Raw genomic sequence first — 20,293 nt, forward strand, 5'->3', positions numbered from 1 at the left:
TAATTTTCACCTATCCCTCAATCTTTATTTTCTTAAAATTTGTATAAATACATCTTCTAATTTAGAAGCCATTCGAATCTTAATATCATACGCATCTACATTTAGGCCTTTAGCATTGAACTTCGAAATCCAGATTTCCTTAAACCCTAATTTCTGTGCTTCGGCAATACGCTGTTCGATTCTATTCACAGCTCGGACTTCGCCTCCCAAACCAACTTCTGCGGCAAAACAAACGGTATTGGGAATACTAATATCCTCGTAAGAGGATACAATAGAGGTACAAACAGCCAAGTCTATCGCAGGGTCTTCCACTTTGAGTCCACCAGCAATATTCAAGAAAACATCCTGATTACCCAGCCTAAAACCTCCTCGTTTTTCAAGTACTGCCAAAATCATATTCAATCGTTTGGCATCAAATCCTGTTGAGCTTCTTTGGGGTGTTCCGTAGGTGGCAATTGAAACAAGCGACTGTATTTCAATGAGTAAAGGGCGATTTCCTTCTAACATGGCACCAATAGTGATACCAGAAAAATCCTCGTCTCGTTGTGAAATTAGTATTTCTGAAGGATTCGTAACTTCTCTCAAACCTGATTCCAACATTTCATAAATTCCCAACTCTGATGTGCTACCAAAACGGTTTTTGGTGGTACGTAAAATACGATATGCCAAATGACGGTCACCCTCGAATTGTAGCACCGTATCGACCATGTGCTCTAATACTTTAGGGCCTGCCAAGCCCCCATCTTTGGTAATATGCCCAATCATAAATACTGGCGTACCTGATTCTTTGGCGTATTTCATCAACTCAGCAGCGCATTCTTTTACCTGTGAAATACTACCAGCACCTGCTTCAATAAAAGACGATTGGAGCGTTTGGATAGAGTCAATAATCAAAATATCTGGCTCAAATTGCTCGATTTGTTTGAAGATATTTTGGGTTGAGGTTTCGGTTAAAATATAGCAGTTATCACTTTTGTGAGCCAAACGCTCGGCACGCATTTTGATTTGCTGTTCAGATTCTTCTCCCGAAACATACAATACACGATAATTGCTGAGTGTCAGGGCAATTTGGAGCATCAACGTAGATTTACCAATGCCTGGCTCACCACCGATCAATATCAACGAGCCTAACACTATGCCTCCGCCCAAAACTCGGTTTAACTCTTGGTCTTTGGTTTTGATACGAGGTTGTTCTTCGAAATTAATTTCCTGAATCGCTCTCGGTTTAGCGGCTACTTTCAACGAACTACTTGATTTCCAAGAACCTTTGGTCGGTTCTTCTTTTTGGATGACTTCCTCCACAAAAGTATTCCATTCTCCACATGATGGACAGCGCCCCAACCATTTAGGAGCTTGATGTCCACAATTCTGACAAAAAAAAGAGGTTTTAGTCTTAGCCATAAAATTATTGTATAAGTTAGTGAGCAAAATTAAACCAATCTTGCCCGCTCTGGGCTCTAAGCAATATGCTGTAAGCTAAAAGTTCAAATGTGTTTCTAACGAAATCATGAATACAGTTACTCCATTAGATAAATATTGATTTCAAAATGGGTGCCAAGCAAATTTTAGCTGTCATAATAATATTCAAGACAATTGTCACAGGAAATAAATATCATTTTCTACGAAATTGGATGAATTTTTGTGTTTAAAACTTATCGTATGAATTAAGGTTTTGAGGTATTTCAAAAATATATGCAAAGATACCGTTTACGAAATTATACGAAAAAAATGATTTATACTTGTATCACTAACACATCAGGTATCGTTATTTCCCCAGTTTGAGTTGAACAACTACAAAGATTATCACTAGTCGCGCAACATTAACTTTAAATAAAACTTACTTATGAAAAAGACATTTGGATTCCTTGCCCTGTTTATGCTTTTAACAATGGTTTCAAAAGCTCAGTTCTTTACACTCGGTATTAAAGGCGGTGTAAACCTAGCACAATTGAAATTGGGAAATGAGTTGACCATGAATTCTCTTGGCGCAAATTTTCAACAAAGCTTAGACACAAAAACTGGTTATGTAGGCGGTGTATATATGCGTATTGGTAACAAAGTTTTCATCCAGCCTGAATTTTTGCTTTCAGCTAAAGGAGGTAGCTTGAATATCTTGAAGGGTGGAAGTACAGCGGACAAACAGACTGTAGATATTGAGTACACAAATATCGATATTCCTGTATTGTTAGGTTTTAAAATGGGACCTTTCCGTATTAATGGCGGTCCTTTGGCATCGTTTAATGTGAGCAAAGGAGCTACCTTGAACGAAACGATAAAAGCTTATACTCAAAATGGAACAGAAGATGCTTTCAAGAAAGCTTCGTATGGTTATCAAGTTGGGGGTGGGTTAGACCTTGGAGCACTTTCGTTAGACGTGAGATATGAGGGTAGCCTTTCGGATGTAACATCAGCTCAATTTGCCAATGACATGAAGTTTACACAAAAAGGTAATTTGTGGCAATTAACATTGGGATTAAAGATTTTATAGGTTCCGAAAACTTTCTATTTAGAAGAATATGAGTCGTACCAATTGGGTGGATGAGGGATTATTTTAAGTATAAAATTTTACTTGTGGAGATGCAATGCTTTGCTTCTAAAGATGTATCCTTTTGAAATAAAGTATTAAAAAAGCGGTCGAAAATTGTTTTTCGACCGCTTTTTTGACATTAATATGCTAGGTTTTACTTGGCTTAAGACGCAAAGCATTGCGTCTCTACTGCTGAAATGATAATCACTCATTCAAGCAATTCTGAATGATTCGTGTTTTTTGAATTGTTTTGGATTGTTTTTGAAATAATTCAAGAAAGATGGGATTTTTTGGATAATTCATAAACTAAGCTTTTTAAGAATTATGTTCTTTTGTAAAACAATTCTCAAAAGACCCAACTTCTGTCATGATGCAAACTACCTTCAAAGACCTTTTGCAGACTGAGCTCAAAAGCTTAGTGGAGCTAAAACATTCTGAGCGACCATGGCACATGCCTCTGATTGCGGCTTTTTGTGCTAGTGTAGCCCTGTTTTCGGGTTTGTACCTCGGACAGTTGAGCAACGGGCTATTGGTTTGTTTGGGAGGTCATGTGATTTTGTATATGCCCTCGTTGCCCTTAACCAATCGAATGATTACGATGATTGTGTGTTCTTTTGGGATGGTATTATCGTTTACAGTGGGTATAGCCTTTAGTTTTAACCCATGGATTTCGACGGTGGTTGTGGGTATTTATGCTACGTTGGTACACTGGGTAGTGGGGCATTTTAAATTGAAAGCACCAGGGAGCTTCTTCTTTTTATTAATTGCTGTAATGGCTAGCTGTATGCCATTTGGCTGGAGCGAAATGCCTCAAAAAATTGGTTTGATTGCTATGGGAACCATGTTGGCATGTACCATTACTTTTATTTACAGCTTGATACTACTCAATACCCAAAAAATTGTAACTCACCCTCCTGTTACGATAGCGATTACCGTTCGCCGTCAGCGTTATCATAACCTGATACAGTCGATGGTGGTGGGTGGCTTTGTGATTATATCGCTTGGCATAGGGCATTTTTTCGCTTTGAAAAACCCTTATTGGGTTGCTATATCGTGCTTGGCTATTATGCAAGGTATTAGCCGTCGCCATGTGCTACAACGTATTATTCATCGAATTTTAGGCACAACTCTAGGACTTGGTCTTTGTTGGCTGATATTACATTTTCAACTTCAACCGCTAACCTTGTGCTTGAGTATTGTTACCTTGATGTTTATTATTGAAACTTTAATCGTTCGGAATTATGTATTGGCAGTGATTTTTATTACACCCATGACCATCTTTTTGACCCAAGTTGCCAATCCTTATTTCAACAATACGGATCTTCTTTTTACTTTTCGATTACTGGACATTGTTTTGGGGAGTTTGTTAGGAGCTTTGGGCGGTTGGTTGTTGTTTCACAATCAGTTTAAATACCAAACTGCCAAGCAAATACAACGAGTTAAATTACTCACCCAAAGACGTCATTCGACCCGAACAACGATTTGACATTGTTGAGAAGAAAACGTTATCGGGAACGTTTGCATAAATAATTCAATGGTAATATTTGGAGAATGCTTTGTGATTAACCTACATTTGAAAGTAGTTTTTTAATATAAAATATTATTTTTCTTATGTACAGACCTCTAAAGGCATCAAGCGATTCCGAGTTACTATCTCTTTTGATGGAGGATAGCGATGCAGCTTTTGAGGAAATTTACCGTAGATATTTTACCAAATTATACGCTTTGGTAAAGCGCCGTCTTTGCGATGAACAGCAAACAGAAGATATTATCCATGATTTATTTTTGAATCTTTGGATCAGTCGTCATAAAGCAAACATAGATAATTTACCTAACTACTTAATGAAGAGCGTCAAGTATCGTGTGTTAGATGCACTCGACCACGATACCGTACGCCAAAACTTTCTCGATTATCAAGTTTATGTTCCCCAAGAGCATAATTCTACAGAAGAAAATATACTCTATTCCGACGCCCTCCGTGTGTATAATGAAAATTTGATGATATTGCCTGAAAAATGCCGAGAGGTATTTGTGTTGAGTCGCGCGGGATTATCTCAAAAAGAAATTGCCCAAAAACTAGGTATCTCAGAGAATACCGTAGAAAACCACATTGCCAAAGCACTACGACTTTTGAAGTCTGGCATGGCCGAATATTTGACACCTAATACCCTGATTCCTATCCTTTTCTTCTTTTTTTAAAAAAATATTAAAAAAAAATCACATTTGAGTAGTGGAAGTCTTTTTCTGAAACGACTTATATATGTAAGGAGTTGATAAGACTTTATTGATAAAAAACAGTAATAAAACATGAGCCATCCTGAATTCAAAGATGATGACGATATCATCAAGTCGCTCAGAGAAAAATATACTCCTGAAGAAATAGAAAGACTTTTAGATTGGTACAATGCTTTCGATGAAATCGAGCCTTTGGAAGAAGATTTACCCAAAATTGAAAAGAAGGTTTGGGAATCCTTACAAGCCGAACGTGGTATCACTCCCGATGCAGAGGAGGAAGAAATGCAAAGTTCAGTTTGGAAAGATTGGTGGAAACAAAATTGGCTTATGCTTTCGACAGCGGCAGCAGTCATTGCTATCATTATTGGTATTGCCACACAACCACAATCGAAAGGTGATATTGAAAGTTTGGTAGGAATTCCGACACTATCTACTAAAGAAAAAAGCCTTTGGGAAACGGTTACCAATGTAGGAAAAGCTATTCAGGAAGTGAGCTTGCCAGACGGAAGTAAAGTTTGGCTGAATCCTTCAACGAGCATTATGTATAAAATTGTCAAAGGTGCGCCTACTCGTGAGGTATATCTCGAAGGGGAAGCATTTTTTGATGTAAAGCCCAATAAAGACCAGCCATTTCATGTCAAAAACAAAGGCTTGAATGTGATGGTACTTGGTACCAGTTTTAATGTGGTGGCTACGGCTAGTAAAGACAAATATGAAGTTTCGGTAGTGACAGGCAAAGTGAGAGTCAATTACCAAGAAGATGAAGATAAAGTTAATCAGGTAATTATTACTCCTCAACAACAAGTAGTTATTCAGAAAGAAGAAAATACGGTTGAAACCCACGACTTCACTATTGAGCAACATACACATAAGCAAATTTGGGAACCTATTACCCTAAGTTTTGACGAAATAATTTTAGATAAAGTAATAGAACAAATTGAGCACGAATACGGAATCGTAATCCGAACACCCAACACCGCTGTAAGAAAATGTACCTTATTTGGGAATTTCAAAAACCAACGACTTCCTGTAATCATGGACATTATCTGTAGCTCGATTAGTGCTACTTACCAGATTGAAGGCAATGAAATTATCATACTAGGTGATGGTTGCCAATAAAAGATTAGTATCATAGTCCGTTTTAGCGATTTATTTAAAAGAAAAATCTTGGTGTGATGACCAGCAAGAAATTATTTACCAGATGATTTCTTATTCATACAAAGACTATCGATTAAATAAAGTAGCTACCTATAAAAAAGGCCTGAAGTGTTACCAGCACTTCAAGCCCGTAAGCCTCCAAGAGCATTTACCAGATGCCTTTAGAGGTATTGTAGATTTCACAACCAAATCGTACAAAGCAAATTTATGGAAAAACAATTTATTAAGACAACATTTTTCAAAATCATGAAGATGACTGTCATTCAGTTAGCCATAGCTATTGCCTTTATGGTGGTATCTTATGCAAAAGATGCCAGCGCGCAAGAAGTTTTGGCAAAACCTGTGACTGTTTCAGTAAAGAACAGCACTATTAAGGGTGTGTTGAAAGAATTAGAGAAAGAATCAGGCGTTTCTTTCATCTTTAGTTCTAAGCAAACACTTACCCAAGCAAATAACCTGAGCCTTATTGCCAACAATGAAAGCCTGAGAACGGTCCTAAACCGCTTCTTGAATCCTCTCAACATGAGCTATAAAGTGGTGCATAATTCTATTGTACTGACTGCTTCGAACGGACTAGAAGAGAAGTCGGGAATGAATACACCCATGCTCGAAACCAGTCTCACAAAAGCCCCAGCCGCCGATCCTGTTAAAGGAAAAGTCATGGATTCAGAAACTGGCGACGCTCTTCCAGGAGTTACTGTCAAAGTAAAAGGTACAAATAATGGTGCCACCACCGACTCACAAGGTCGCTTTAGTATCAATGCGCCCAAAGGTGCCACTTTGGTATTTTCATTTATTGGAATGAAAACCCAAGAGGTAACCATTGAAGGTAAAGGTGAGTTGAGCATTTCGCTTGCACCTGAAAACAGCATGCTTGCCGAAGTATCAGTGGTAAGCGATGGTTATGGGGTAGTCAAAAAAACAGATAATACTGGTTCAGTGGCATCTATGTCATCACGTGACCTTAAAAATATTCCTATCACCAGTGCGGCACAAGCTATGACAGGTCGTATGGCTGGGGTAAGTGTTGTTACAACCGATGGTTCGCCAGATGCCGATGTCGTAATTCGTGTTCGTGGTGGTGGCTCAATTACTCAAGATAACTCTCCTTTATATGTTGTGGATGGTTTTATCGTAAGTAGCATCAAAGATGTACCACCTTCAGATATTGAAAGTATCAACGTATTGAAAGATGCAGCAGCTACGGCTATTTATGGAGCACAAGCTTCTAACGGGGTAGTTGTTATTACAACCAAAAGACCAAAAGCAGGTCGTACAACGGTTTCGTATAATGGTTTTATGCAGTTGAAAACCTTACCTTCTGACCGTGCCTACAAAGTACTTTCTCCTTACGAATACGTTTTAGTGAACTACGAAAGAGCCAAATTACGTGGTACTACAGACGTAGCTAATATGGAGAAATTCTTTGGTAAATATGGCGACTATGATTTGTATCAAGGTAAAAAAGGCACAGATTGGCAGAAAGAACTTTTTGGCGCTCCTCGTACTACACAATCTCACAACGTTAGTATTAGTGGCGGTACTGAAATGACAACCTTTAGTTTGAGTTTGACCAACAACACAGACCAAGGCTTGTTGACAGGTTCGGGCTATACTCGTAATGTTATCAACTTTAAGATTAATCAAAATATTAGCAAGAAGTTAAAATTTGATGCTTCGGCTCGTATCACGAACACCGTAATCGACGGAGCAGGTACTTCGGGCTCGGCACAGTTGAACATCAAGGATGCCGTTCAGACTCGTCCAACCAATGGTATTGCCGATGCTTTGGATATTGATTTGACCACAGCAAGCAGTGACGACGATTTTGCTTCATTCTTATTGGCATTGGTAAATCCTAAAAAATTAGTAGCACAAGACTGGCGTAAACGTACAACTCAAGACTATGTATTGAATGCAGGTTTGAGTTGGTCAATTATTAAAGGCTTAGATTTTAAAACAACATTAACAAGCTCAAAATCGTATGACAAAGTTTTACGTTACTATGGCCCATTAACTAGTGAATCCTTCAACAACGGTAGTAGTTTGCCTATTGGTGAAAAAACTAACTATGAGATAAACTCATTGCGTTGGTTGAATACCTTGAATTATCAAATGAAGGGTTTGGGTGCTCACAAGCTAGATTTCTTGTTGGGTCATGAGGTTTATACAACAGGTGGAAATACGAGTTTCTTACGCGGCGAAGATTTCCGTGCTTCTATTACGCCTGAAGAGCTATTCGCTAATATGTCGTTTGGTCGCACCGACCGCCAATACACGACTGAAAATACCGACCAAAATCGTGTATCAGGATTTGGACGTATCAATTACCAGTTCAAAGACCGCTATTTAGCAGCTTTGACATTCCGTGCAGATGCTTCAAGTAAATTTAGTGCTGCCAATCGTTTGGGATTCTTCCCTGCTGTAGCATTAGGATGGAAATTGTCTGAAACTAAGTTGTTGAAACAAATGCGTGACCTCGATGAGTTGAAACTTCGTGTTTCTTATGGTGCAACAGGTAACGACCGTATCGATGCTACGGCTACACAATTCTTGTTTGAAGCAACAACTTTGAGAGGACCAGGTTTTGGCAATGTTGACAACGTATATTATACCCCAACAGGAACTACATTATATAATCCGAACTTAGTTTGGGAAACGACCATCAACCAAAACGTAGGTCTTGATTTTGGTTTCTTCAAGCAACGTTTGGTAGGTAGTTTGGATTTGTATCATAACAAAACAAGCAATTTGTTATTGCAATCTGCGATTCCTTCGAGCTCAGGTTTTACCAAACAATGGAATAACGTAGGTAGTACTTCAAACCGTGGGGTTGAATTGTCATTGACAGGATATATCATTGACAAACCAGAGGCATCATTTTCTGTAAACTTAAACTTCGGTATCAACAAAGCTAAGGTAGAAGCATTGGATGGAACTCAGGAGCGTTTCTTCCAATCTAACTGGGCAAGTACCGACTTGCGTGACCAAGATGACTTCTATGTGAAAGTAGGAGGTACATTGGGAGATGTGTATGGATATGTAGCAGATGGTTTCTACAAAATAGATGACTTCTCTGGTTACGATGCTGTAGCCAAAAAATATATCTTGAAAGATGGCGTAACTAACTCGACTGCAATTACGGGGAATACCTCTATCCGTCCAGGTTTTATGAAATTGAAGGATACCAACGGTGACGGAGTCGTAAACAGCTTAGACCGTCAGGTAATCGGTAACACTTTACCAAAAGCACAAGGTGGTTTTGGATTTAATGGTCGTTACAAAAACTTCGATGCTTCTATCTTCTTCAACTGGTCTTATGGTAACAAAATTTATAATACAGGTAAAATCCAATACAACCAGTTCCGTCGTGTGACTTACGGTAACTTAACTGATATGATGAGCATCAACAACCGCTTTACTTATTTGGATGTAGATGGAAAATACACAGGAACACCAGGTGAAATTGTGACTGATTTGGAGCAATTAAGACAACTAAATGCTAATAAGACAATCTGGTCACCACTTGGCTTGTCTGATGCACAAGCGGTTATTTCTGACTGGGCACTTGAAGATGGTTCATTTATTCGTTTGAACAATCTAAACATTGGTTACTCTATTCCTAAGCACCTTATTGCAAAGCTTGGGATGTCTCAGTTCAGAATTTATTTCACAGGTAACAACCTCTATCTGTGGTCGAAATACTCTGGCTATGATCCCGAAGTTAGTACTACCAGAAGTGGTTATTCAGGTTTGACACCTGGGGTAGATTATTCATCTTTCCCACGTAGCCGCTCATATACACTTGGTGTAAATATTACTTTCTAGCCTTTGTTAAAAGTTTGAATTGAACTTTTGGTGTGTTTAACCTAAAATCAGACTCAAGCCTCGGCAAAAGTCTATTCAATGTATTATGAAAAAGAAATTCCTCATACTCGCAGTGATAGCTTCTGGTTTTCTAACGTCATGTAAAGACTTTTTAGAACCTGATTCATTATCAACTTTTGATGTAAACTATATTTATTCAAACCCAGATGATGCTCGTAAAGGTGTAAATGCTATTTATGAATCATTTGGTCAAGATGCGTTTCGTTCTCGTCTTTCAAATAACATGGCAGGTAATACTGACATCGAGCACCAAAGTGGCTGGAGCAGTACTGCTGACCGTTATCAAATTTGGGATTTGAATGCCCTCGCTACCAATGGCGACCTTCGTATTGTATGGAATGCAGCCTACACTTCGATTCGTAACTGTAATATTGCTATCGAGGGAATTGAAGCTAGCGATGCGCTAAAATCTACTGACGCGGCTACTTCAAGAAAAATGTACCAGATGCTGGGTGAAGCTTATACCATGCGTGCGTATTGGTACAGTATGCTGACTTTGTATTTTGGAGATGTACCTAATGTGCGTCAAGCTCCAAAGGCAGGAAACAACTTTTTCTTACCTAAAGAAGACCGTAATGTAATTTTATCACAAGTCATTGATGACCTTATCAAAATTGAGGATAAAATGCTTTGGGCTGACCAAAATAGCTACAGTATTGAACAAATCAACCGTGAATACACCATGGGGATGATTGCTCGTTTGGCACTTCAGCGTGGAGGGTATTTCTTGACTCCAGCTATGCAAATGGAGCGTAAATCTGACTATTTGGATTACTACAAAATTGCAAAGACCTATACTGAAAAATTGGTTACGTTGAAAGACCGTGCTTTGCCGACAGATTTCAAACAAGTATTCTTGAATGAATCAAAATTTGTGACTCCTTCCAACAGTGATGTATTATTTGAAGTACCATTTGCCATTGGTAATGGTGATGTGGGTTGGAATATCGGTATTACCGTAGAAGGTGGTACAACGGCAGCTCACAGCTATGGTTCGGGTAATAACTATATGGCGATTCCTCCAACGTATTATTTCTCATTCGATACTTTGGACGTTCGTCGTGATGTAACTTGTGCTTTCTACAAAATCAATACGAGTGCTCAGGCAGTATTTGTAACCAACTCGATGAACATTGCTCAAGGCAAATGGAGTCGTTGGTTTTTGGACAAAGCTCCTGGAGCTTCTACTGCTAAAGGTACTGGTATCAACTGGCCAATGATGCGCTATTCGGACGTATTATTGATGTTGGCTGAAGCCGAAAACGAATTAAATGGTCCGACCGAAATTGCCCAAAATGCCTTAAAACGTGTTCGTCAGCGTGCTTTTGCCTCAGCGAATTGGCCTACTAAAGTAGATGCTTATGTTAAATCAATATCAGCTTCGAAACAAAGTTTCTTTAATGCCATTGTAGATGAAAGAGCTTGGGAGTTTGGCGGTGAAATGATTCGTAAATACGAATTGATTCGCTGGAACTTATATGCACCAAAGATGAAACAAATGGTGGACGACTTGAAATTGATGGCAGATGCTGCTCAGACAGGAACAGGTAAATTCTCTGAATTGCCAGATTATATGTATTGGAAGCGTGATGCAAGCGGAACGTTCAAGTTGTTGAACCCAAGCCGTAAATATGTGGGTACGCCAGATGCCACTTGGACACGAATATCGTTCTTGGCAAGTTTGAAACCAACGCCAACGACCTATGCAGATTGGATTATCAAAGATTGGGAGAAATATTATAATGGACCTGTAGCAGGTGTATCTCGTTATATTTTCCCTATTCCTGCCGAAGCCATCACAAATAGTCAAGGTAAATTGGCAAATGATGGATACGGATTTTAGGTTTGTAAAGTTGAATGCAATAGGCTCATCATTGGTTTGTTGCATTCAATTAATACAATTGGTTTTCTTAAATGAACAGGAGCCCACACAAGGGAGTCCTTTATTTCAAGAGCTTTTTTAACAAAGAAAATTTATGAAAAAGTCATATATCAAACAGAGTATCTTGTTAGCAGTATCGGCTTTGGGTTTACTTTTTGCTTGCAAACCCGAAGAAGAGATTACTGCGGAAACGCGCTTATTTCGCCCTGTTTTAAATAAAGATCTTTCGGCCAAAAACAATACGATTATCGTAAATATGGCCAATATCAAAGCTGCAGTGGGCTACACCGTGGAGGTGAGTAGAGACACTTTCAAAACGGTAGACTACAAAGTTGATGTGGATACCAATTACGTAGTAGTTGACCAAACCTTGTTGAAAGGGGAGTCGTTGTTCTGGAATACACAATATCAAGTTAGAGCTACCGCTCATGCTGCCAATACCCAATACGATAGTAAACTGTCAGATTTGGGTGGAGTAAGAACTGAGAAGTTCCCTACCATTATGACTACCCCAACGGCTTCTGACGTGATTGACGTGGCAGCTCGTGTGCGTTGGACAACGGGTTCAACGGTTATTGCTAAAATTAAGGTTTTTGCTAAAACGGATTTAAAACTTGCAACGCCATTAGCATCGTATGATGTCACTGATGCAGAGCAAAAAGCGGGAGCAAAAATTATTAGCAAATTGGCTCCTTTGACTACTTATCAATTAGCTATTTACAGTGCCGATGGAGCTATTCGTGGTTGGGATAATTATACAACTATCCAACGTGCTGTAGACACCTCTCAGCCTGGAGTGATTGACTTATCTGAAAACGATGACCCAAATGCGTTAAATAATGCGTTGACCAGCGTAGTAGAAGGTGGGATTATTGTTTTGAAAAAAGGAGCTACTTATGTAATGCCTACTAACAACTTTGATAAGTCTGTAACCGTTACCAGTGCTTATGGATTTGGTGATCAGAAAACCATTATCACAACGTCGGGCGGAGGTAACATTGCAAATGGTGCTTCAATCAAATATCTTAAATTCTCAAATATTGAATTCATTGGGGCTGATATTGCGGGTAGTTATATCTTTAACCCTAACTTGGCTACGACTACTACCATAGGAGAATTGTCCTTTGACAACTGTATCATGTCTAATATGCGTGGTATATTACGTATCCGTGCAAAGGTATTTATCACGAATTATATCATTAAAAATTCAATTGTGTATCAAATCGGCGGATATGGTGTTTTAACAACCGATACCGATGGCGATGCACAAGCAGCAGTTGATAATATCTTATTGCAAACGTCAACTTTCAGTAAAATCAACATCTTCTTAGTTTCTCGACAAAATTCAAAATCAGTAGTTGTCGAAGATTGTACTTTGAGCGAGATTGCTACAAACCAAGGTTCGCTGTTCCAATGGAGAGGTACTGCGGGTGTTCGTAGCAACGTAACAGGAGGTATTCATATTAGCAACTGTATTTTTGGTCACGCTTGGGATCAGGCTGGAACTAGCTTGTTGACAGTACGTGGAAAATCAGCAGGTTTAGAAACTACGACCTTTACTGTGCTTAATACCTACACAACAAGTGATTTTGGCTATGTGGTTGGTACAGAAATCCCAGGGTTACCGTCGCTTACGTATGCTAAAAAAGCAACAGATTTGTGGGTGAGTCCTTATTCAGGATTAAACTTCAATTTTAAAGATACCGCATTCTCTGGTCGTCGCGACAGTGGTGACCCTCGTTGGAGAGTGAAATAAAACTTGACTGCCCCCGAATTTTCGGGGGCTTTTTTCCTTCCAAAGATTATGATGAAAAAATCCTTTGCTTTAAGTTTCTTAAGCTTTCTTCCTTGTCTATTTCTAGCTTGTCATACTGCTAAAACACAATCTACGGCTGTTCAAACAGTTGCTACAGAATATCCTAAAGATTCTGTAGCAGAAAGGATGCTTCTGTACCAAAGAGATAATGGCGGTTGGCCACAACCTGGCGGAGATGCTATTAATTATTCACTTACTATTAAGCCGGAACTTAAGAAAAAACTTTTGGCCGAAAAAAAAGTATATGATACCACCATCGACGACAAAGCAACTACTAGAGAGATTACCACTTTAGTAAAAGCCTATACTCAAACCCAAAATCCTACTTATTTACAATCAGCCGAAAGAGGTATCAAATACCTGTTAGAAGCTCAAAATAAAGCAGGTGGTTGGGGGCAGTTTTATCCTGATACTTCTGGTTATCATAAGCATATTACTTACAATGACAATGCCATGATAGATGTCATGAAAGTGATGAGAAGTACAGCAGAAGCGAAAGATGAATATGCCAATATTTCACCAGCTTTGAGACCTTTAGCACAACTAGCAGTTGACCGAGGAGTCCGTTGTATCTTGAATACGCAAGTTCGCCAAAATGGAACCCTCACCGTTTGGTGTGCTCAACATGACAGACTCACCCTAAAACCAGCCAAGGCACGAAAATTTGAGTTACCATCAATGAGTGGTGCTGAGTCAGTTGGAATCATTAACTTTTTAATGACCATTAAAAACCCTTCTGAAGAAATCAAGCAATCTGTAAAGGCGGCTGTTGCGTATCTGGAATCGGTAAAAATCAAAGGAATAAAAGTAGAAGACATACCTGCACCAGCGCTTCCAAAAGGCAAAGACCGTGTCGTAATAGCAGACCCTAATGGAGAAATTTGGGCAAGATTTTACGATTTAGAAACCAATAAGCCCTTCTTTGTTGGTCGTGATAGTGTACCCAAAGCAACATTAGCCGAAATCGAACATGAACGTCGCATTGGATACGGTTACTACGGCGAATGGCCTAAAAAACTCATTGAAGTTGATTATCCAAAATGGCTTGCCAAATGGAATAAGTAAGACTATGTTTTAATTTTAGAAGTCATTGAAAATGAAAAGGTATGTATTTGTTTTTCTGAAATCCTATTGTTTGAGCCGCAGGCGAGTTTAGGATTTCTTGACTTTCTTTTGCGGCCGCCGCTGCGGTTACTTTTCTTGTGTCAAGACAAGAAAAGTAAGGAGTGGCGAAGGGAAATTTTGTTTTTCCGATAAATACCAAATAAAATTTTAAACATACTCTAAGCTCAGTCATTATGTCATAGAAATGATTTTGTTATTACTATTTTGAGAGCTTTTTAGCAATAGTCCAATGCTGATACCCGAAAGCTCAGACCCTATTTAAAACCTATTCAAAATGAAAATTTCTTCTTTCTTTCAAGTGAGAAAATGTATTTTTTCACTTGCTGCTCTCATATTGTGTTTATTGTCGGAAATTAAAGCTCAACAACTTGCTTTTCCTACTGCTGAAGGTGGTGGGCGCTTTGCCAAGGGTGGTCGTGGAGGTAGCGTATATGAAGTAACGAACCTCAACGATTCGGGTGTTGGTAGTTTACGTGACGCCATAAGCCAACCCAATCGAACTATTATTTTTAAAGTTTCGGGAGAAATAAAACTAAAAAGTAGACTTGTAATCAAACAAAATAATATTACGATTGCAGGTCAAACAGCTCCAGGAGATGGGATTTGTATTACAGGATATACCCTTAATATTTCGGCATCGGATATAATCGTCCGATTTCTTCGTTGTCGTTTTGGCGATGAAAATGCTTCTGAAGATGATGCCATGAATAGTTGGAATGGCCCGTTTCAGAATATTATTGTCGATCACTGCTCGTTGAGCTGGTCGATAGATGAAACGGGGACATTTTATGGCATTCGAAATTTTACCTTACAATGGTCTATTTTGAGCGAAAGCTTATATAACTCAAAGCATGATAAAGGGATTCATGGTTATGCAGGGATTTGGGGAGGAGCAAATGCTACTTTTCACCATAACCTTTTAGCACATCATTCCTCGCGAAACCCACGATTTGGTGGTGCAAGAAAAGGGTATGTGCCATACGACCCAGCTGATGAACTAGTAGATTATCGTAATAACGTGGTGTATAACTGGGGAAATATCAACTCTTCTTATGGAGGAGAAGGGGGCAAAATCAATATGGTGAACAACTACTACAAAGCTGGTCCTGCAACGCCAGGTAACTTGACCACCAGTTCGGCCTCCAATAAAAGAAATCGTATTTTAAATTATACTAACTTCTATGTTGATGGTACAGACACCACTTGGGGAGGGAAGTTTTACATTGATGGCAACTATGTGGCTGGGTATCCTGATGTGACGGCCGACAACTGGACAAAGGGTGTACAGAAAGATAGTTACGTCAATGCAGATGCACTCATCAAGGCAGCTCGGCAAGAAAAACCTTTTGACACAGCACCCGTTCGTACCCACACTGCCGAAGAGGCATATTTGAGAGTATTGGATAGCGCTGGAGCTATTTTACCACGTCGTGACGCCATCGACCTTCGTATTACTCGTGAAACCCGTACGGGAACTGCTACGTATGAAGGCGCTACTTATGCTTTAGTCACCAGTGCTGGAATTACTCACCCTTCAGGAATTATTGATAGTCCTACCAATGTTGGTGGAATTCCTAAATATGGCAGCAATACCGCTTATACGGATGCGGACAAAGATGGGATGGATGATATTTGGGAATTGTCTAATGGTCTAAATCCTAAAGATGCTACGGATGGAAACAAGATTGTCCCGAACGGCTATACACAACTAGAAAACTTCTTGAATGGTATAAGTAAAGATACAGGAACGGGAGAAATTCTGGGAGGAACAAAAACAGTTGACTTGATGGGATACGACGCAGTGGTAGCACTGGACGGAACAGGTTCTCACAAAACACTCCAAGCCGCAATAGATGTCGCTCCTGTCAATAGTACAGCACCTTTTCGGATTTTTATTAAGAATGGAAAATATCTTGAGAAAGTTAATATTCCTTCTAACAAGCCATTTATTTATTTGATTGGTGAAAGTGCAGCCAAGACTATTATCTCTTGGAATGATTATTCAGGAAAAGCAAATCCCGCAGGTGGAACGTATGGAACAAGTACCTCTGGAACTTTGACGATTAAGTCAGATAACTGTGGGTTGTGGAATTTAACGGTAGAAAATACAACAGGCGACTCTCCACAGGCATTAGCTATTTCGTTAGAAGGAGACAAAACCGTCGTGAAATCATGTATTTTCCTAGGAGGTCAAGATACAGTATTAAGTAATGGTGACGGAAAGCGCCAGTATTTCAAAGATACTTACATCGACGGAGTGGTTGATTTTATTTTTGGTAGTGCCACCGCCATTTTTGATTCTTGTATCGTATATGCCAAAGACCGTGTCGATAAATTAGCGGGTAGCTATATCACAGCAGCTAATACGCCAACTACTCAAACGTATGGTTATATATTTAGAAATACTATTTTGCCTGCCAATAATGGGGTTACTTCCTATGTATTGGGACGTCCTTGGCAAAATGACGCAGGTACAGCCGATGCTGCTAAGAAAGGGAATAAGGTTGTTTTTTTGAATAGTATTTATGGAAATAAGATAGTTAAACCAGAGGGTTGGTCTGTTTGGGATGCAGGAACTAATACGAGTTTGATTACCTATGCCGAGTATAAGCCCAAAGGATTTAATGGTGCTTTGGCAGATGTTAGTAAAAGGGTTTCTTGGTCAAAACAGTTGACAGATGCTCAAGCTTTGGTTTATTATGATAATTCGAAAATATTTGGCACTTGGGATCCTTGTTCAATAGCTAATGTTTGTCCAACAACGAAAGGGGAGTTGGTCATGTTAAATTTTAAAGTTATCAAAGGAGCTAATTTATCTACCCCAACGACTTTTGCTTGGAATACCGCTTGGAACATGAAAGATATTCAATTCTCAGTTTATCGAAGTGTAGATACGAAAACCAATTTTGTCAAAATCAAAGATATTACCAGCACTACTGATACGCTTTGGAATTATACCACCAATGATAATGCTCCAGAGGCAGGAAAAACCTATTACTACGTCATTAAAGCGACTAAAAATGGTTTTAAAGAGTTTAATACAGATACTGTTTCGGTAACATCTTTGCCTACAATCACACTCAACGGAACACCTGCGGATTTTTTACAAGGACTAGGCACACCATCAGCGGCGCAGGTATATACCGTAGCAGGTGAAAATTTACCATCCGCGCTCACCATAACTGTACCTACCAATTTTGAGGTTTCTATAGATGCAGGAAAAACTTGGAATACCTCGACCGTTTCGCTCAGCCCAACTAGTGGAATTGTAGCAACTACCTCAGTATTGATTAGGCTCAATGCCAAAACAGCAGGGAGCTACACAGGCACTATTACTCATGCGAGTACAGGAGCTATTACTAAAACCTTGCAATTGACTGGTATTACCCAGACAGAAGCATTGGCTTTTTCACAACGATTGGCATTATGGTCTATGAGCATATCCGATGCGGATAGTGCCGCTGTTCGTGCCAAAGGGATAACAGTTAGCAAACCTTCCCTAAAAAGATTGTATCTCTCGAACGGCTCGGTGATTCCTGCTTACTCTGCTTTGCATGGTCAAGCTTTTGCACCATCTGCCGATGGTGGAGGCTTATGGACTACCGCAGGTGGTGGCTGGGGCAATAACCTTTACAGAGGTTCGTACGAGCAAATTGTAATTAAATGTAATACTGATTATACACTCAGAGTAGATTCTTTACAGCTGAAAACAGCTTTATATGCCGCTGCAACAGGTAAGTTTGCTTTGGTATTTTCAAAAACTGGATTCAAAAGTGATTCATCCGAAGCAACTGCTGGTTTATTGGCAGGTATCCCACTTGTTGCAGGAGCTAATGGCAAGTTTACTACGCCAATTATACCCAATGCTGAGCCAAGTTCGACAGTTACTCGCTATCAATTTGCCCTCAATGGTTCCACAGGTATTAATCTGGTAGCAGGAGATTCTCTAACGTTTCGTCTTTATTATAGTACTGGTAGTTCAAGTGCGGGTCGTTATGCCAAAATCAAAGATTTAGAGCTTTTAGGAGTTAGTAAGGCTATCCTAAAACCTGCTATGGCACTGACTCAGGCACTCCAAGATTTTAATTATATGATTGGAATGACCAATGAGCCTCAAAGCTATACCGTAACAGCCGAAAATCTACAAGGTGAAATTCAATTAATTCCTTCTGCTTTTTTTGAACTATCCTTAGACAAAACGACATGGGTGAATGCAGCCTCTATCCTGAAAATTACGCCAACGAATGGGATGGTTTCAACCAAAGTTTATGTTCGTTTTACGGCAAGTACCGCTGGTAATTATACAGGAACCATCACGCACAAGGCTACTGGAGTACAAGATATAACGGTAAATTTGAAGGGTATTGTCACAAAACCTTTGGGTATCGATGAAATAGGAAATCATGCCTTACTGCTCAGTCCTAATCCAAGCGTCAATGAAGTACAGGTATCTCATCCTGCCGAAAAAGCTGAATTGCGCCTCATCGATTTGCAAGGCAATAGCAAAGTATCTCAATCATTGAATGGACATACTACCACAACAACCCTAAGTTTGCAAGGCTTGCCATCTGGTGTGTATCTGGTCGAATGGAGTACTGGTGAAAAAAAAGCTGCAAAAAAGCTGGTCAAGGAGTAGTTAGTTTTAGTGCAAAACCTTCAAATAGTCCTCAGATTTTCTGAGGTAGACGAAATAAATATGAAAACAAAGATTTTAATAGGCTTATTACTATTGATGACCTTTTGGTCAACTGCTCAAAAGTATGATTTTGTGGTGGCACAAGATGGCTCTGGGCAATTTCGAACTGTACAAGAAGCATTTAATGCTGTGCCTGATTTTCGTAAAAAACCTACGACGATTTACATCAAAAAGGGGATTTATCAAGAAAAATTAGTGCTTGCTGAATCCAAAGCAATGGTGAAAATCATAGGAGAGAGCCTGACCGAAACGATTATCCAATATGATGATTTTGCCCAAAAGAAAAATATCTTCGGAGAGGAGAAAGGGACTACAGGTTCGTCAGGGTTTTATGTATTTGGCAATGAGTTTTCGGCACAGAATATTACTTTCCAAAATACCGCTGGTCCTGTCGGGCAAGCGGTTGCAGTTTGGGTAAAGGGCGATAAGGTACAGTTCAGAAATTGTAGATTTTTAGGTTTTCAAGATACTTTGTACACTTATGGTTACGAAAGTCGACAATATTACTACAATTGCTATATCGAGGGAACAGTCGATTTTATCTTTGGTTCGTCTACAGCTTTATTTGAAAAATGTACTATTTACGCCAAAAATGATGGCTATTACACGGCTGCTTCCACTCCTCAAAACAAAGAATACGGCTACGTTTTTAAGAATTGTACTTTTACTGGTAGTGCGCAAGCAAATACTTTTTACTTAGGTAGACCCTGGCGACCGTATGCAAAGGTGGTAATCATGGAGTCGGTGCTCGACAAACAAGTAAAACCTGAAGGTTGGAACAATTGGGACAAAGTATCCAATGAAACAACTTCGTATTATGCCGAATACAAAAATACAGGCATTGGTGCTGAAACTTCGAAGCGAGTTAAATGGTCACATCAACTCACAGAGGAGGATGCCAAAAAATATACCAAAGAAAATATTTTCGGAGATTGGAAGGTTGATGAATAATTTTACCTGTTTTAA

At 39.3% G+C, this 20,293-nt stretch carries 11 protein-coding genes; 10 read left to right on the plus strand and 1 reads right to left on the minus strand.

From position 1 onward, the window contains the following. Nucleotides 1-24: 24 nt before the first annotated feature. Nucleotides 25-1,401, minus strand: coding sequence for a DNA repair protein RadA (gene radA, locus QM481_RS13620; RefSeq protein WP_095160822.1), 1,377 nt, complete (start codon nt 1,399-1,401; stop codon nt 25-27). 442 nt (nt 1,402-1,843) lie between these two features. On the opposite strand from radA, the gene QM481_RS13625 reads away from it, so the two are divergent. The 10 genes from QM481_RS13625 to QM481_RS13670 all read left to right on the plus strand — a co-directional run bounded on the left by QM481_RS13625 (nt 1,844) and on the right by QM481_RS13670 (nt 20,278). Further along, complete coding sequence (locus QM481_RS13625) at nt 1,844-2,488, plus strand: porin family protein (protein ID WP_166552571.1); 645 nt, start codon at nt 1,844-1,846, stop codon at nt 2,486-2,488. A gap of 406 nt (nt 2,489-2,894) precedes the next feature. After that, nucleotides 2,895-4,013 carry an FUSC family protein gene (locus tag QM481_RS13630; RefSeq protein ID WP_283382144.1) on the plus strand — a complete coding sequence of 373 codons (1,119 nt, stop codon included), beginning with the start codon at nt 2,895-2,897 and terminating at the stop codon, nt 4,011-4,013. A 125-nt stretch (nt 4,014-4,138) separates the two neighbouring features. Then, on the plus strand, nt 4,139-4,726 hold the full coding sequence (locus tag QM481_RS13635; protein WP_166552570.1) for an RNA polymerase sigma-70 factor: 588 nt from the start codon (nt 4,139-4,141) through the stop codon (nt 4,724-4,726). Nucleotides 4,727-4,834: 108 nt separating this feature from the next. After that, nucleotides 4,835-5,881 carry a FecR family protein gene (locus QM481_RS13640; protein ID WP_283382145.1) on the plus strand — a complete coding sequence of 349 codons (1,047 nt, stop codon included), beginning with the start codon at nt 4,835-4,837 and terminating at the stop codon, nt 5,879-5,881. Nucleotides 5,882-6,127: 246 nt separating this feature from the next. After that, nucleotides 6,128-9,748, plus strand: a complete 3,621-nt coding sequence (locus QM481_RS13645; RefSeq protein ID WP_283382146.1) for a SusC/RagA family TonB-linked outer membrane protein — start codon at nt 6,128-6,130, stop codon at nt 9,746-9,748. Between the two features lie 85 nt (nt 9,749-9,833). Continuing rightward, on the plus strand, nt 9,834-11,651 hold the full coding sequence (locus QM481_RS13650) for a RagB/SusD family nutrient uptake outer membrane protein (RefSeq protein ID WP_283382147.1): 1,818 nt from the start codon (nt 9,834-9,836) through the stop codon (nt 11,649-11,651). A gap of 133 nt (nt 11,652-11,784) precedes the next feature. After that, a complete protein-coding gene (locus tag QM481_RS13655; protein WP_283382148.1) occupies nt 11,785-13,446 on the plus strand; it encodes a DUF4957 domain-containing protein in 1,662 nt (553 codons plus the stop codon). Nucleotides 13,447-13,494: 48 nt separating this feature from the next. Then, on the plus strand, nt 13,495-14,571 hold the full coding sequence (pelA, locus tag QM481_RS13660) for a pectate lyase (protein ID WP_283382149.1): 1,077 nt from the start codon (nt 13,495-13,497) through the stop codon (nt 14,569-14,571). A gap of 334 nt (nt 14,572-14,905) precedes the next feature. Beyond that, nucleotides 14,906-19,267, plus strand: coding sequence for a pectinesterase family protein (locus QM481_RS13665; RefSeq protein ID WP_283382150.1), 4,362 nt, complete (start codon nt 14,906-14,908; stop codon nt 19,265-19,267). A gap of 60 nt (nt 19,268-19,327) precedes the next feature. After that, a complete protein-coding gene (locus QM481_RS13670) occupies nt 19,328-20,278 on the plus strand; it encodes a pectinesterase family protein (RefSeq protein WP_283382151.1) in 951 nt (316 codons plus the stop codon). Nucleotides 20,279-20,293 lie beyond the last annotated feature (15 nt).

Origin of the sequence: Flectobacillus rivi, assembly GCF_030056655.1 — a bacterium.
In the GTDB taxonomy this organism is placed as follows: Bacteria; Bacteroidota; Bacteroidia; order Cytophagales; family Spirosomataceae; genus Flectobacillus; species Flectobacillus rivi.

What these genes read in the sequence shown, in the direction of transcription:
- radA (WP_095160822.1), bottom strand. Translation starts at nt 1,401, where the DNA reads ATGGCTAAGACTAAAACCTCTTTTTTTTGTCAGAATTGTGGACATCAA.
- QM481_RS13625 (WP_166552571.1), top strand. Translation starts at nt 1,844, where the DNA reads ATGAAAAAGACATTTGGATTCCTTGCCCTGTTTATGCTTTTAACAATG.
- QM481_RS13630 (WP_283382144.1), top strand. Translation starts at nt 2,895, where the DNA reads ATGATGCAAACTACCTTCAAAGACCTTTTGCAGACTGAGCTCAAAAGC.
- QM481_RS13635 (WP_166552570.1), top strand. Translation starts at nt 4,139, where the DNA reads ATGTACAGACCTCTAAAGGCATCAAGCGATTCCGAGTTACTATCTCTT.
- QM481_RS13640 (WP_283382145.1), top strand. Translation starts at nt 4,835, where the DNA reads ATGAGCCATCCTGAATTCAAAGATGATGACGATATCATCAAGTCGCTC.
- QM481_RS13645 (WP_283382146.1), top strand. Translation starts at nt 6,128, where the DNA reads ATGGAAAAACAATTTATTAAGACAACATTTTTCAAAATCATGAAGATG.
- QM481_RS13650 (WP_283382147.1), top strand. Translation starts at nt 9,834, where the DNA reads ATGAAAAAGAAATTCCTCATACTCGCAGTGATAGCTTCTGGTTTTCTA.
- QM481_RS13655 (WP_283382148.1), top strand. Translation starts at nt 11,785, where the DNA reads ATGAAAAAGTCATATATCAAACAGAGTATCTTGTTAGCAGTATCGGCT.
- pelA (WP_283382149.1), top strand. Translation starts at nt 13,495, where the DNA reads ATGATGAAAAAATCCTTTGCTTTAAGTTTCTTAAGCTTTCTTCCTTGT.
- QM481_RS13665 (WP_283382150.1), top strand. Translation starts at nt 14,906, where the DNA reads ATGAAAATTTCTTCTTTCTTTCAAGTGAGAAAATGTATTTTTTCACTT.
- QM481_RS13670 (WP_283382151.1), top strand. Translation starts at nt 19,328, where the DNA reads ATGAAAACAAAGATTTTAATAGGCTTATTACTATTGATGACCTTTTGG.